This window comes from Virgibacillus xinjiangensis (genome assembly GCF_042643145.1).
In the GTDB taxonomy this organism is placed as follows: domain Bacteria; phylum Bacillota; class Bacilli; order Bacillales; family Amphibacillaceae; genus Virgibacillus_O; species Virgibacillus_O xinjiangensis.
In genome coordinates this window covers 78,928-93,954 of the sequence record NZ_JBHRSA010000004.1, presented here as the reverse complement: position 1 = coordinate 93,954, position 15,027 = coordinate 78,928, and the positions used below count along the sequence as shown (strand labels likewise).

Sequence of the window (15,027 nt, the reverse complement as noted above, 5' to 3'; positions counted from 1 at the left end):
GCTACTCATTGATCGGATTTTTATTTTCATCCAACGTAAAGCCTTCTCCCATGACATCATGTACAGAACTCATCGCAACGAATGCATGGGGATCAACCGATGTAATGATGCCTTTCAGCCTGATGATCTCATTTCTTGCTACAATACAATATAGGACGTCTCTGCTTTCTCCCGAGAAACTGCCCCTTCCATTTAATATAGTTACACCCCGATCCATATCCTTATTGATCCTGGCGGCAATCTCTTTGCTATGTGGAGAGATGATGGTTGCTCCGCGTGCAGCATAAGCACCTTCCTGAATAAAGTCGATGACCCTCGCTGCTACATAGACAGCTACAAGTGTATACATTCCTTCGATTAAATCCAGGATTGCCAGAATGGAGGTGGAGATGACCACCAAGTCGAAAAGAAACATGGTCCTACCCATACTCCACCCTGCATATTTATTTACCAGTCGTGCAATGATATCTACCCCGCCTGTGGTGCCTCCGTGTCTAAAGACGATTCCAAGTCCTGCCCCGATAAATACTCCGGCAAACAAGGCAGCAAGCGTCATATCTGATTGGAGATAAATAGGGAATTTATTCGCTTGGAAAATGCCTAAAAATACGGATACAGCGACGGTCCCAATAAGAGTATAGATGAATGTATTACGTCCCAGCAATTTCCATCCGAGTAAAAAAACCGGAATATTCAAGACGATATTGGAAATGGCAGGATCCCATCCCCATAAAAAATATAGGAGCAGGGTTATGCCTGTAAAGCCGCCTTCTCCCAGGTTATTCTCCATATTGAAGTGCACAATTCCAAAAGAATATATAGCAGACCCCAATAATATAAAGAAGATACTTTTTAGTTTAAGACCAACAATCATATTTCAACTCCCTCCATCAACCTTTGGTTAATCATTTACCATTCATGTTCCCCCTGAATTCCTTTTTGAAAGAAAAAATTTGTCAAAATCCCCATCATTAGCTAACATTATAATAGACTAATTTAGGGAAAAGGAGATCTTAGCCATCAGTACACCTATATATAACACAAATCAAATACAAAAACGAGTAGACGATTATATTTCGCAATTCAAAGAAGGCTATTTCTCTCCATTGAGCCTTATGGCAAGGTTAACCGAAGAAGTCGGCGAACTGGCGAGGGAAGTGAACCACTACCATGGAGAGAAGCCCAAGAAGGCCACAGAAGAAGAGAGGACTGTCGAAGAGGAACTTGGAGATATTATATTCGTTTTATCTTGTTTTGCAAATTCTCTTGACCTTGACTTATCCGAGGCTTTCGAAATATCGATGAATAAAATTGAAATCCGTGATAAGAACCGATGGACACCTAAAAATAAATAAAGCTTTAACTTTCAAGGAGGATACATAATGACACTTAAGGTAATCATAGCAGGCCCAAGGGGCAAAATGGGGTCAGAGGCGGTGAAAATGGTGAACGAAGACTCTGATTTTGAACTCGTAGCCTGCATTGACCGGAAACATAAAGAAAAAAATTTCGAAAACCCGGACGTCCAAGCACTTAATATTCCCGTGTTTGAACATGCAGAAGAGTGTTTCCAGAACATCAAAGCAGATCTGCTGGTTGATTTGACTATTCCGGAGGTCGGTTATGAACACACAAAATCTGCACTTCAGCACTACATCCGCCCTGTAGTTGGTACCACGGGTTTTACAGACGAACAGTTGAATGAGCTGGTCAGTATTTCGAGAGAAATGAAACTCGGAGGTATTATTGCTCCCAACTTTGCAATTGGTGCTGTGCTGATGATGAAATTTTCCCAGATGACGGCAAAGTACCTTCCAGATGTAGACATCATCGAGAAGCATCATGACAATAAGCTTGATGCTCCGTCTGGTACAGCTGTTAAAACTGCTGAAATGATACAGAAAACAAGAGAAGCCAAGAAACAGGGCCATCCGGAGGAAAAAGAGACCATCGATGGAGCAAGAGGAGCTGACCATGACGGCATGCACATCCATAGTGTAAGGCTTCCAGGCCTTGTAGCTCATCAGGAAGTGATTTTCGGAGGTCCAGGCCAGACGCTTACTATTAAACATGATTCATATAATCGAAAATCATTTATGGATGGTATCCGTTTCTCTTTGAAGAAAGCAATGGAAATGGATGAACTGGTATACGGGTTGGAAAATGTTTTATAGGGAGAGTTCCAGATGTTGAAGATCGGAATCACTTGTTACCCTACTGTCGGAGGGTCAGGGGTGATAGCTACAGAATTGGGAATGCTCATGGCTGAAAGGGGCCATGAAATACACTTCATTACTTCTGGACTACCCTTTCGGTTAAATAAGGTCTCCCCGAAGATATACTACCATGAGGTGGAGGTCAGCCATTATCCAGTTTTTCAATATCCTCCGTATGACCTTGCGTTGGCCACAAAGATGGCTGAAGTGATTGACCAAGAAGAATTGGATATTCTCCATGTCCATTACGCAATGCCGCACGCTATTTGCGCGATGCTCGCACGGGACATGGCTGAACGTGAAGTGAAAATTGTTACAACACTGCATGGTACGGACATTACTGTTCTTGGCATTGATCACACATTCAAGAAGATGATAAAGCATGGAATTGAGGAGTCGGACGCAGTGACTGCTGTCTCTAGAAGCCTGATGAATCAGACAAAGGAAATGTTGGATATAGAAAAAGATATGTCGGTCATCTACAATTTCGTCAATGAGGAAGAGTATTACAAAAGGGAGATTCTCGGCATCAAGGATGAATATGGAATTCAACCAGATGAGAAAGTACTTATCCATATCTCCAACTTTCGGAAAGTAAAACGAGTGAACGATGTAATCGAGACATTTGAGAAGGTACAGAGAGAGGTGAAAAGCAAACTTCTAATGGTAGGGGACGGTCCTGAATATTCCAATGCCATGAAGTATGCAAAGGAACTTGATGTCGCCGACCAAGTGCTCTTCTTGGGAAAACAAAAAAACATCCGTGATTTGCTTTCCATATCCGACCTGAAATTGCTATTATCCGAAAAAGAAAGCTTTGGACTGGTAGTACTAGAAGCCATGGCTTGTCAAGTACCTGCAATCGGTACAAATGTCGGTGGAATACCTGAGGTGATTTCCCACGAAAAAACCGGGTACATAGTGGAAACGGGGGATACGGTCTCGGCAGCAGCTTACGCGACAAAAATACTGAAAAACGAATTATTACAGAAGAAATTATCGGAAAGTGCCTTTAATTTGGCCAGGGATAAGTTTCATTCCAGCAGAATTGTTGAAGAATACTTGGATATTTATAAAGGACTACTACAATAAATTAAATCAGGTGATGAGATGCTTCCAGCAAGTTTTCAAACTGCAAGGCCAATTATCGAGAAATTAGAGCAGAACCGCCATAAGGCTTTTTTTGTGGGTGGCTGTGTAAGGGATCTGCTGCTCAATCGGCCAATGGGGGACATAGATATTGCTACATCAGCCACGCCAGCGGCCATTCAGCGGATCTTTGAGAAAGTTATCCCTGTCGGAATTCAACATGGTACTGTTATTGTCCGGTGGGGAAATGAATCCTATGAGGTGACCACTTTCCGAACAGATGGAGAGTATTCAGATAACCGCCACCCTGATGACGTTCAATTCATCGACAATGTTGAGCAGGATCTGGAACGAAGGGATTTTACGATCAATGCATTGGCCATGGACAAACAGGGCGACATTATCGACTTGTTCCAAGGGCGAGAGGATCTCAAGGCAAAAACCATCCGTACTGTGGGGGACGGGGAGCAACGATTCAGGGAGGATTCCCTAAGAATTGCGCGCGCCCTTAGATTTTCCAGTCAATTAGGGTTCACTATTCACCCGGATACATTGAGTGCGATGAAAAAAGTAAAAGATGACATGGAACTTCTGGCAGTAGAAAGACTGGCGAACGAGATGGAAAAATTATTTGCCGGTACCTACTTACATACAGGAATATCATATTTGAAGGAAACAGGAGTATGCATGCACCTTCCTGTGATTAAGAATCATCCATGGGTCATCGACAGGCTGCCTGCGTCCCTTCAGCCACTGCACACATTGGGCGAGGTTTTTGCACTGTTTCATCTCTTGGAACAGAAAATTGATGCTGATGTTTGGGTAAAGGCATGGAAATGTTCCAATAAGATCAAGAATCAGGCGAAATTGCTGATAGGGGCATATCATTATTTTCTTACATATGGAGCTGATCGATGGCTTGCATATCGTTTAGACAGTGATAATCAGGAAGGGTTTGTCCGACTGGCCAACTCCCTTTCGCCTGATCGGGGATTAAGCATGGACCATCTCACTTCGATGACGGGGAACCTGCCAATCCAATCAACTCGTGAAATGGATATCAATGGCAGAGAGATTGCGGAAATGTTTCCCGCTAAAAAACAAGGACCCTGGTTGAAGCAACTTATTGAGTCAGTAGAAAAAATGATTGTCATGGGCCAATTGAAAAACAGTAAATCCGAGATAAAGGAGTGGATAAAATGGAATCCACCCGAACAAGACTGATCAAGATACTGTCTGCTGAAAAAGACGCCTATATATCCGGCCAGGCTTTGTCGGAAGCTTTGGATATTTCCCGGAATGCTGTTTGGAAGCACATGAAAGAATTGCAAAAGGATGGATATGAAATTGAAGGGAAACCCAGAAAAGGCTACCGTATTTTGAGCTTTCCGAATAAGCTGAGCACCAACACGTTACAATGGGGGTTACATACAAAATGGTTGGGCCGTCAGACAATCCATCGAGATTCTACTCCTTCCACACAGTTGGTTGCACACCAAGCTGCCAGGGAAATGGCTGAGCACGGTACGGTTGTAATAGCAGATGAGCAAACAAAGGGAAGGGGAAGAATGGATCGGTCATGGTATTCCGCAAAGGAGAAAGGAATATGGATGAGCATCATCCTTCGGCCCGGTATCCAGCCCCACCTTGCCCCGCAGTTAACGCTTATGTCAGCAGTAGCTCTGGCGGATGCCCTGCGGACACACACAGGTACTACTCCCCTTATTAAATGGCCGAATGATTTGCTGCTCTCCGGAAAAAAAACAGCTGGTATTCTGACGGAAATGCAGGCTGAACAAGACCAGATCCAGTATGTAGTGATTGGCATAGGCTTGAATGTGAATCATCAGGAGGCTGATTTCAGTGGTGAACTTTCAGATAAAGCAACTTCCATCAGCTTGGAAACAGGGAAAACGTGGTCAGTAATAGGACTGGTACAGGATATTTTGACGTCATTTGAACAATCATATGAACAATACATGGAATACGGATTCCCAACCATCAAGGAGCGCTGGGAGGAATACGGATTCAAAATTGGACAGGAAGTCTCTGTCAGAACACTGAAAGAAAGCTGGAAGGCCGAGTTTCTCGGAATCTCCGAGGATGGTGCTCTACTGCTTCGATCACCAAACGGGGAAACCCGGCAGATGTATTCTGCAGAAATAGATTGGTTTGATGAAAAAGGGCAGTAAAGCCGGCCGTGAAGATATTGGGAAGGAGGGATGGTGAAGTGGATCGTTACGTAGTTATCGACCTGGAGACCACCGGGCATTCTCCACAAAAAGGAGATAAAATCATCGAAGTTGGAATTGCAGTCATAGAGGGAGACGAAATAACTGATCATTTTGCAACCCTGCTAAATCCAAATCAGTCCATCCCGCCCTTCATCAGCGGCCTGACCGGTATTAACGATGAAGATGTGCTGGATGCTCCTTCTTTTGAGGAAAGAGCTGAAGACATAGCTGCCATGTTCGAAGATGCTTATTTAATCGCCCATAACGTACCATTTGATTTAGGTTTCCTAAATGCAGAACTGGTACGAGTGGGTCGCCAGCCACTAAAGAATCCTGTGGTTGACACGGTTGAACTTGCAAGAATACTCTATCCATTGGCTCCAGGGTATAAACTCGGCCAGCTTGCTGAATACCTTGAACTCAGTCATGATGATCCGCACAGGGCTTTGTCGGATGCTCATGTGACAGCGGAAATTTTCATCCGGCTCAAAGAGAAACTCTCTTTACTGCCATATGAAACAATTACTCAGTTGCAGAAACTGGAGAAATTATTCAAGTCTGATCTATCCATGTTTTTATTGGAATTGGAAGAGGATCTTTCCTTTGCAATTAAAGAGAGAGCGGATATTGACACCTACGGCGGACTGGCATTTCGCAAATTCGAGATGGAGAAGAAACCATTGCAGGAGATCACTCTATCGTACGGGGATTATCTAGACAGTATCTATGAAGCAGAAGGCACCATGGAAGCGAAAATGGCCAAATATGAAAAAAGAGACGGTCAGCGCAAAATGTCAGAAACAATTTATGATGCTTTTCAAATGTCCCATCATGCGTTGATAGAGGCTGAAACAGGGACCGGTAAATCACTGGCTTATTTGATTCCGGCAATATATGAAGCTGTACAGTCAAACAAACGGGTGATCATCAGCACACATACTACACAGCTGCAAACTCAACTGTTGGACGAAGAAATTCCCATGATTCGGGAACTTGTCCCGGTTCCCTTTCAGGCAGCCTTACTGAAAGGGAAAGGACACTATATCAGTCTAGAAAAATTTGAACAGGAATTGTCAGACCCTGATCAAAATAATTATGACACAGCTCTCACCAAAGCAAAATTATTGGTATGGTTGACGGAGACGGAAACAGGGGATATCGATGAAATCCAACTGCCTTCCAGTGGCTATTTCTTTTTCAAAAAGATTTCTACAGAAGCAGAAGGAAGGGTTGATCCCCAATCTCCATGGTTTAAGTATTCGTATTATCAGCATGCACGCAGAAAGGCGCAGCAAGCTGATATCATCATTACCAACCACTCATTGTTGTGTACCGATATATTTAATGATTACCAATTTCTCCCTACTTATGACAAGCTGATTATAGATGAAGCACATCATTTGGAGGAAACAGCATCACGACACTATGGGTTGAAATTAGATTATGTCAGTATGCAATATGCTTTCAACCAACTTGGTGCTTCAAACGATTCGGGAGCACTCAATAAGATAGTGAGCGGTTACTCTTACGAACTTGATGATCTGCCATTAGAAAACTGGAATCATATTCTTTCCCAGTGCAAATACGAAATGGATGATTTATTCCGGACGCTCTTCCAATACGTGGTGGATCAGAAACGGAAGGATAAATCCCTCAGTGACACAGGCAGAATACAGTATAGATTTGACCAGGGCGATCAAGAGCCCGAAAGATGGGAAACCATCAAGGAAATGGCAAACAGGTTGATTTTCTACCTGAGAGATCTCATTCATATCCTTTCAATGATTGAAGCTTATTTTCACAGCAAAGGACTGTTGGAGAAACAGGATGAAGATGAAATCTCCAAGCAGGTTCAATTGCTGCAGTCTTTCATAGATAGAATAGAACATCTCTTCATTCATGCAGAACAAGTGGATACAAGCGTTAAATGGATGGAAGTCGAGGCCTATGGAGCAAAGAATGCTGTATACCTGTATAGCGAACCAATGGATATGTCAAAACTGCTTGCAGACGATTTCTTCGAAAAGAAGCAGAGTGTGATTCTGACCAGTGCAACGCTTACGATGAGGAATTCTTTCACATTTATCCGGGACAGGTTGGGAGTACCTGAGGAACGGTTGATCTCCGAGAAAATAACATCTCCTTTTTCCTATGCCGATCAAGTTCAGCTGCTGATCCCTGATGACTTTCCGGATATAAAATATGGAAATGTAGATGAGTTTGTCTATGCAACATGTGAAGCAATACTATCACTTGCAGAGATAACGGATGGGAGAATGCTTGTTCTGTTCACCTCCTATGAAATGCTTAGAAAGGCACATGCCGTATTAAAAGAAAATATGGATAACCAGGATTATGTCATCATTGCCCAAGGCATTTCCAGTGGAAGCAGAAGCAGATTGAAGAAAAACTTCCAGACCTATAATCAGGCAATTTTGCTGGGAACCAGTTCTTTTTGGGAAGGAGTGGATATACCCGGTGAAGATCTGTCATGTCTGATGATTGTCCGACTTCCCTTTCAGCCTCCTGATCATCCTGTCTACCAGGCAAAGGCAGACTATCTACAGCAAAGTGGGAAGAACGCCTTCTTTGATTTGGCTCTGCCGAATGCAGTCATTCGCTTCAAACAAGGTTTCGGCAGGTTAATAAGATCAACGAGTGATAGAGGAATTGTCTTTGTGTGTGATGCGAGGATAAAGAAATCGCGTTATGGGAGATTCTTCACGCAATCCATCCCGGAAGTGCCCATTACTTATGACAGCACTGGAAGACTGTTGGAAAAAGCGGAGGAATGGTTCTGATGCCGTCAACTCCACAAGTTTTAGGGGCAGTGTTGGTGTATCATTGACTTCTTGGTATCTGGCGGATTTGAACAAAAATGATAGAGGTGCACAACTTTGTTTAAGGGTAATCAAATATTGCGCGTGCAAAAATCATGGTAATCCGTTAAAATAAGCAAGGGCGTATGAAGTTTAAAACATGTACGTTTACTCATCGGTTAGCGATATTGAATTCAAAGGGCTGGAAAAATAATATGAACATTAATAGGTCCCTTCCAGGCTGGATAAAATGGGGAGCAGTTGCCCTTATCACCATTGCCATTATTGGAGTGGTGTTTGCAGCTGTCTTGTATTATGGAATCCAGCAGGAACTGACAGAGACCATGGCGGAAACGGAGCAAGTTCTCCTTGATGCAACCTCATTGCAAGAGATAGATATGATTGAGCAATTTAACGGTAGTGAGGCTTTTCATGTGGTTTACGGGCGGAATGGGGAAGACGAGGAGAAAATCATCTTCTATCCGCTCGAAGGCAAAGAGAAGAATTTGACTACCATTGACCGAAGTGAAATTATACCGAAAGATGAGATTGCAGATACGTGGAAAAATGATTGCAATGAATGTGAACTGGTTCAAATAGTGCCTGCTCTGGTTGACGGGGAGGAACTATGGGAAATTACATACTGGGATAAGTCCAATCGTTATGTATTTGACTATGTTTCCATCTATGACGGTTCACCTTATGAAATGTATCGTCTTGATCCAATATTTGAGTAGTCAAGGTGCCCAGACAAGAATATACATCAAAGGAGGCAAATAAATATGAAAACGACAATCTCTCAAGTACCCGAACATATCGGAGAAAGTGTGACAATCGGTGCATGGTTAGCGAACAAGCGGTCCAGCGGAAAGATTGCCTTTCTTCAGCTCAGGGATGGTACAGGCTTTATACAAGGAGTCGTTGCTAAAGCGGATGTAGCGGAAGAAACGTTTCAACTCGCAAAGGGGCTGACCCAGGAGTCTTCCATGTATGTAACAGGGAAAATAGTGGAAGATACACGGTCACCATTCGGGTATGAAATGCAGGTGTCGGACATTGAATTGATTCATGAAGCAAAAGATTATCCCATTACACCGAAAGAACATGGGACTGAATTTCTTATGGACCATCGCCATTTATGGCTACGTTCAAAAAAACAGCATGCGGTGATGAAGATCAGAAATGAAATCATCCGTGCGACCTATCAATTTTTCAATCAACAGGGCTTTGTCAAAGTTGATCCTCCGATTCTCACAGGTTCCTCTGCAGAAGGAACAACGGAATTATTCCATACGAAATACTTTGACGAAGAGGCTTATTTATCGCAAAGTGGTCAGCTGTATATGGAGGCCGCAGCAATGGCCCTTGGCAAAGTTTTCTCATTCGGTCCTACCTTCCGTGCAGAAAAGTCAAAGACGCGGAGACATCTAATTGAATTCTGGATGATTGAACCGGAAATGGCTTTTATGGACCATGAGGAAAGCTTGGAAGTCCAGGAACAATATGTGAGTTTCATCGTGCAGTCTGTATTGGAAAACTGCAAACTCGAGCTGAACACTTTGGGGAGAGATACCACTAAACTGGAAAACATAACAGCGCCTTTTCCACGGATCTCTTACGATGAAGCAATCGACCTTCTTAAAGACAAAGGATTTGATGATATCGAGTGGGGGGAAGACTTTGGTGCTCCCCATGAAACAGCTATAGCTGAAACCTATGATAAACCGGTATTCATTACAAATTATCCTGCAGAGATTAAAGCTTTTTACATGCAGCCCCATCCAGAGCGTCCTGAGGTTGTTCTGTGCGCTGATTTGATTGCACCAGAGGGATATGGAGAAATAATCGGCGGTTCCCAACGGATCGATGATCTAGAATTGATGGAAGAGCGCTATGAAAAGCATGGACTTACCGGGCCTGCCTATCAATGGTATCTAGAACTGCGCCAGTATGGAAGTGTTCCACATTCAGGCTTCGGCCTGGGGCTGGAAAGAACGGTAGCATGGCTGTCAGGCGTAGAGCATGTCAGGGAGACTATTCCTTTCCCACGACTGCTAAACCGCTTGTATCCTTAAACACGATTGGAAGAATAATAAGAAAATCCCTTGCCATGACGGAGCAAGGGATTTTATCATGAAATACGAACAGAAGGTACACTGTTAGTTAATCGAGGTGCAAACAATGTCAAACTCCATTTCTTATCAGCAGCTGCTTTTAAATCAGGTATCCATACCAATCAAGCTGCTCGCAGATTTTACATCTTTGGGTCTTGATGAAAAAGAGGTTATGATAGTGATTCAACTTCACCGGTTCATTCAGGAAAAAAAAGAATTCCCCACTCCTTTCGAGATAGCAGCAGATTTGACACTTAGTGAGAAGGAGTGTGCGAATCTTTTACGCAAACTTATCCAAAAGAATCTCCTCACTATCTACCAGCAGCATAATGAAATGAATCAGATCAGTGAAGCTTATTCCCTTGATCCTTTATGGGAAAAATTGTTCGCAGAGAAGAGGGCACCCGAGAATCCGCCGGAAGATGGTTCTATGTTCATCTTATTTGAACAAGAATTCGGACGCCCCCTGTCTCCATTTGAGATAGAAACAATTAATGCTTGGCTGGATGAAGATCAAATAGCTCCTTCACTGATTAAAGCCGGGTTGAGGGAATCGGTTTTAATGGGCAAGCTCAATTTCAAATACATTGATCGTATTCTGAGGGAATGGAAAAAGAAGGGGATACATTCAGTGGAACAGGCAAGGGAAGCCAGCAAGAAATTCCATCACAGGCAAGAGACTAGTAAGGAGCCGGTGAAACAAAGAGATACTTCTTTTTATTACAACTGGTTAGAGGGAGAAGAATAGTCATGTTGAATAAAAAGCAAATAAGGTATTGTCTGGATACCATGAAAAAGATGTTTCCGGAAGCAAAGGGGGAATTGAACCATTCCAACCCCTTCGAACTTGTCATTGCGGTTCTGTTATCAGCTCAATGTACTGACGCGCTAGTAAACAGGGTGACAGAAGATTTATTTAAAAAATACAAGACCCCGGAAGATTATTTGTCTGTTTCGTTAGAGGAGCTGCAACAGGACATAAGATCGATTGGCCTGTATCGTACGAAGGCCAAAAATATACGAAAACTCTGCCAGGTTTTATTGGATGATTATAATGGAGAGGTTCCCCGCACAAAGGCGGAATTGATGAAGTTGGCAGGTGTTGGACGAAAAACCGCCAATGTCGTGGCTTCTATTGCCTTCAATGAGCCGGCAATCGCCGTGGATACCCATGTAGAACGAGTTTCGAAAAGACTGGGAATCTGCCGTTGGAAAGATTCAGTGACAGAAGTCGAAGAAACACTGATGATAAAAGTTCCAAGGGAAGAATGGAGCGAAACACATCATCGAATGATTTTCTTCGGAAGATATCATTGTAAAGCCCGGAATCCGAATTGTCCGGAATGTCCATTATTGGATTTGTGCCGGGAAGGAAAAAAACGAATGAAGCGAGCAGAGGAAAACTAGAGGCCGTGGGGCAATGACTTTTGGCAGATAAATATAGAATAAGTGTAGAAATGATAATCATAGTGATCTACAAATAAACATACTGCAGGTGCTGGCAGTATGTTTATTTGTGTTTTTAAAGTTAAAAATACATCCTCTATAGAAAAAATGGCGCAATAAAAATAGCATGCCAACGCATTATGCGCTTTGGTATGCTATTTCACTAGTCTCACATGTTTGGATTACCAACACCTAAGTGAATGGAATCTTAATTGTCTTCATTGTTTTCACTTGGCTCACTTTCATTCTGTGTGCTGGAGTCACTATTCTCTTCATTGTTGCTATTGCCTGATTGGTTCTGTGTTTCAGATTCTGACTCTTCCTCTGTAGTGCCTCCACCATTGGAATTACCACTTTCATCATTTTCACTTGCTTCATCGGAACCTTCATCTTCAGGTGGTCCATTATCATTTCCGTTTTCGTTTTCATTGTTATTTCCGTTTCCAGACTCATCCTCGGCTGGTTCCTGACGATTGTCCGGGGCATTTTCATTATCTCCGCCACCATCCGTTTCAGGCTGCGGCACAGACACCTCAGTACTTTGTGGCTCACCGCGCACACCTTCATTCGCACCATTTTGACCAATAGGAGTCACGGTAATGCTATAAGTCTCTCCAGGCTGCACCCCACTGATTTCGATGCCATTTCCGGTGACGGTCTGGGTCTGACCGTTAGCATTCACTTCAAAAGTAGCAGGAGGGCCATTATAATCCCAAGATACATCAATCAACTGGTTGGCTGCATTGTATGTGCCACTCAAACCGCTGACAGAACCAATGTTTCCATTTTCATTATCTTCCTGCTCGTCATCTGTACCTGCTGCAATAACGGTAGTCGATCTGGCTTCACTTCTGTTTGAAGAATCACTGCCATCTACAGCAACTACCTGAATTTCATATTCCGTTCCTGGTTCTACATCAGATATACTCATGGAAGTATCTGAAGTGGAAGAAAGAACTTGCATCTGTCCGCCATCTTCACTGGCACTCACCTCAAATTCCACATTGGAGCCAGTATTATAAGACCAACTGATGTCGATAGAATTAGTTTCTTCATTGAAAGCAGCATTCAAATCACTGATCGGATCCAACTGGTCAAATTTCTCAGAAGTATTTGATGGCTCTGTTCCTTTTACAAAGAGCTCCGTTACAATCTGAGAAGAAGGCGTATATGGACTCGGCAGTTTTGCCGGGTTGGAGCCTTTTTCTACCGCAACTTCCACTACAGAATCAGGCTTTTCGAAGTCCGGTGTGTCAATGTCTGCCGAAATCTCCTCCATGGCTAGTTTAAATAATTGGCGTGATAGAGAAGTATCCTCCAATGGCTCATTATCCGGGTAACCAGTCCAAACCGCCATCGTGTAATTGGTGGTGTAACCGCTGAACCACGCATCACCGGCAGCTCCGCCTTCAAGGTTGGTTGTACCTGTTTTACCAGCAACATGAAGTCCCGGTACATTGGCGGAAGTCCCAGTTCCTTCTGTCATGACACTCTGTAGCATATCTGTAATCATATAGGCAGTAGAGTCATCCATTACTGCTTCTGGTTTTGTTTCAAATTCAACAGTCTCCCCATCAGGGAATTCTACTTTGGTTACGGCATAAGGTTCATTGTATATCCCCTCATTTCCGAATGCCCGAAACGCTCCCGCAAGCTGTAAAGGAGAAACTTCTGTCTCTGTTCCTCCGATTGCTTCTCCCACATTTCTTGATTCTAATGTGATCCCAAGCTTTTCAGCAAATTCGGCTGCATTGCCGACACCTACTTCCTCTATGGTTTTGAGTGCTGGTATATTGTAGGACATCGTCAGAGCTTCTCGTGCTGACACCCACCCATGGAATTGGCCGTCAAAATTCTGTGGGCTCCAATCACCTTTTGAATATGGTTCATCAAGTATCTGATGATAGGTTGACCAGTTATTGTATTCGATGGCCGGACCATAAGCAGCAATTGGTTTGATTGCAGAGCCTGGCTGGTGTCCGACATTAATGGCATAATTCAGGCCACCGTTTTCCAAACCTCCCCGAGCACCGCCGACAGCCTTAATTGCCCCTGTACTGGTATCCAATACAGTCATCCCCGCTTGGATATCTTCGTTCGGGAATGTTACCGGCGATTCATCCGAAAGTAAGTATTCGACATGCTCCTGTGCTTCTTTATCGAGCGTGGTATGGATTTTCAGACCATCTGTATGGATATTTGCTCCATCGATTTTCTCGCTTACTTCCTTTTCGACTTGTTGCAGGAATGCTTCATATGCTACAGGATCTCTGCGTGTGTCTGTGAGAAGGGAAGGGATGTCCACTTTTCTTGCTTCTTCCGCTTCCTGTTCAGATATCTTGCCATGCCTAACCATGAGAGTTAATACCGTGTTCATTCTTTCTTTCATCAAGTCGGGGTTTTCAAATGGGTTGTACGCAGAAGGGCGTTGTGGCAATCCAGCAAGGATGGCTGCTTCAGGTAATGTGAGTTCTCCTAAATCGGTTTTACCGAAATATATCTCAGCCGCTTTTCCAACACCATATGCTCCTGCGCCATAATAAATCTTGTTCAAGTACATTTCTAGAATTTCTTCTTTCGAATACTCGCGCTCAAGCTTCAGTGCAAGCCACTGCTCCTGGACCTTCAAGCTAATTTTCTTATCGGGTGACAGAAATGACTTTTCTACCACCTGCTGTGTGATGGTACTGGCTCCCTCAGAACCGAATCCACTTGTTACATTGGCAATGACTGCGCCGCCAATACGTCTCAAGTCGATGCCGGGATGTTCAAAGAACCTGGCATCCTCGGTGGCAGTGACTGCGTCGACCAACACATCCGGCAGCTCCTCATACTCTACGCGTGAGCGCTGCTCAGCTCCCAGAGAGGCAAATTGGTTTCCATCTTCATCAAGCACCTGGGAGGGAAAAGGATCGGTAAGCATGGATGCGTCAATTTCCGGTGCGGTCGCAATCCAGTACGTGACCAAACCGGCACTGGCTATGCCTATAGCCAGGAGTACGATGAATATGGTAAAAATAATTCTTTTCCATAGTGGTTTATTTTTGTTCTTCTTTTGTTTCCTTCTAGCTGTTCTTGACTGGCTGTTTTCTGCCATGGTTTTTCTTCC

The 15,027-nt window shown here is 43.6% G+C and carries 12 protein-coding genes; 10 read left to right on the top strand and 2 right to left on the bottom strand.

All coding sequences use genetic code 11. The annotated features are described in order from the left end of the window. Position 1: 1 nt before the first annotated feature. Positions 2-874 carry a YitT family protein gene (locus tag ACFOGI_RS01430; protein WP_390267296.1) on the bottom strand — a complete coding sequence of 291 codons (873 nt, stop codon included), beginning with the start codon at positions 872-874 and terminating at the stop codon, positions 2-4. Positions 875-1,019: 145 nt separating this feature from the next. Between ACFOGI_RS01430 and ACFOGI_RS01425 the strand changes: the two genes are divergently transcribed. The 10 genes from ACFOGI_RS01425 (at position 1,020) to nth (ending at position 11,879) form a co-directional block, all read left to right on the top strand. Beyond that, positions 1,020-1,355 carry a nucleotide pyrophosphohydrolase gene (locus ACFOGI_RS01425; protein WP_390268053.1) on the top strand — a complete coding sequence of 112 codons (336 nt, stop codon included), beginning with the start codon at positions 1,020-1,022 and terminating at the stop codon, positions 1,353-1,355. Between the two features lie 27 nt (positions 1,356-1,382). Continuing rightward, entirely contained in the window at positions 1,383-2,174 is a 792-nt protein-coding gene (dapB, locus tag ACFOGI_RS01420; RefSeq protein WP_390267293.1) for a 4-hydroxy-tetrahydrodipicolinate reductase, read from the top strand. A 12-nt stretch (positions 2,175-2,186) separates the two neighbouring features. Beyond that, positions 2,187-3,308: an N-acetyl-alpha-D-glucosaminyl L-malate synthase BshA gene (gene bshA, locus ACFOGI_RS01415; protein ID WP_390267290.1), complete on the top strand. Its 1,122-nt coding sequence runs from the start codon at positions 2,187-2,189 to the stop codon at positions 3,306-3,308. A gap of 18 nt (positions 3,309-3,326) precedes the next feature. Continuing rightward, positions 3,327-4,529, top strand: a complete 1,203-nt coding sequence (locus tag ACFOGI_RS01410) for a CCA tRNA nucleotidyltransferase (RefSeq protein ID WP_390267287.1) — start codon at positions 3,327-3,329, stop codon at positions 4,527-4,529. Next, a complete protein-coding gene (locus ACFOGI_RS01405) occupies positions 4,505-5,497 on the top strand; it encodes a biotin--[acetyl-CoA-carboxylase] ligase (protein ID WP_390267284.1) in 993 nt (330 codons plus the stop codon). Before ACFOGI_RS01410 ends, ACFOGI_RS01405 begins: the two co-directional genes overlap by 25 nt. A gap of 38 nt (positions 5,498-5,535) precedes the next feature. Continuing rightward, positions 5,536-8,340: an ATP-dependent DNA helicase DinG gene (gene dinG / locus ACFOGI_RS01400; RefSeq protein ID WP_390267281.1), complete on the top strand. Its 2,805-nt coding sequence runs from the start codon at positions 5,536-5,538 to the stop codon at positions 8,338-8,340. Positions 8,341-8,573: 233 nt separating this feature from the next. Beyond that, positions 8,574-9,095 (top strand): cell wall elongation regulator TseB-like domain-containing protein, encoded by a 522-nt coding sequence (locus tag ACFOGI_RS01395; protein WP_390267278.1) that lies wholly within the window; start codon positions 8,574-8,576, stop codon positions 9,093-9,095. Between the two features lie 45 nt (positions 9,096-9,140). Next, positions 9,141-10,433 carry an asparagine--tRNA ligase gene (gene asnS / locus ACFOGI_RS01390; protein ID WP_390267275.1) on the top strand — a complete coding sequence of 431 codons (1,293 nt, stop codon included), beginning with the start codon at positions 9,141-9,143 and terminating at the stop codon, positions 10,431-10,433. Between the two features lie 106 nt (positions 10,434-10,539). After that, positions 10,540-11,220, top strand: coding sequence for a DnaD domain-containing protein (locus ACFOGI_RS01385; protein WP_390267271.1), 681 nt, complete (start codon positions 10,540-10,542; stop codon positions 11,218-11,220). A 2-nt stretch (positions 11,221-11,222) separates the two neighbouring features. Beyond that, on the top strand, positions 11,223-11,879 hold the full coding sequence (gene nth / locus ACFOGI_RS01380; protein WP_390267268.1) for an endonuclease III: 657 nt from the start codon (positions 11,223-11,225) through the stop codon (positions 11,877-11,879). Positions 11,880-12,126: 247 nt separating this feature from the next. On the opposite strand, the gene ACFOGI_RS01375 is transcribed toward nth, so the two are convergent. Continuing rightward, positions 12,127-15,015: a PBP1A family penicillin-binding protein gene (locus tag ACFOGI_RS01375; protein ID WP_390267265.1), complete on the bottom strand. Its 2,889-nt coding sequence runs from the start codon at positions 15,013-15,015 to the stop codon at positions 12,127-12,129. Positions 15,016-15,027 lie beyond the last annotated feature (12 nt).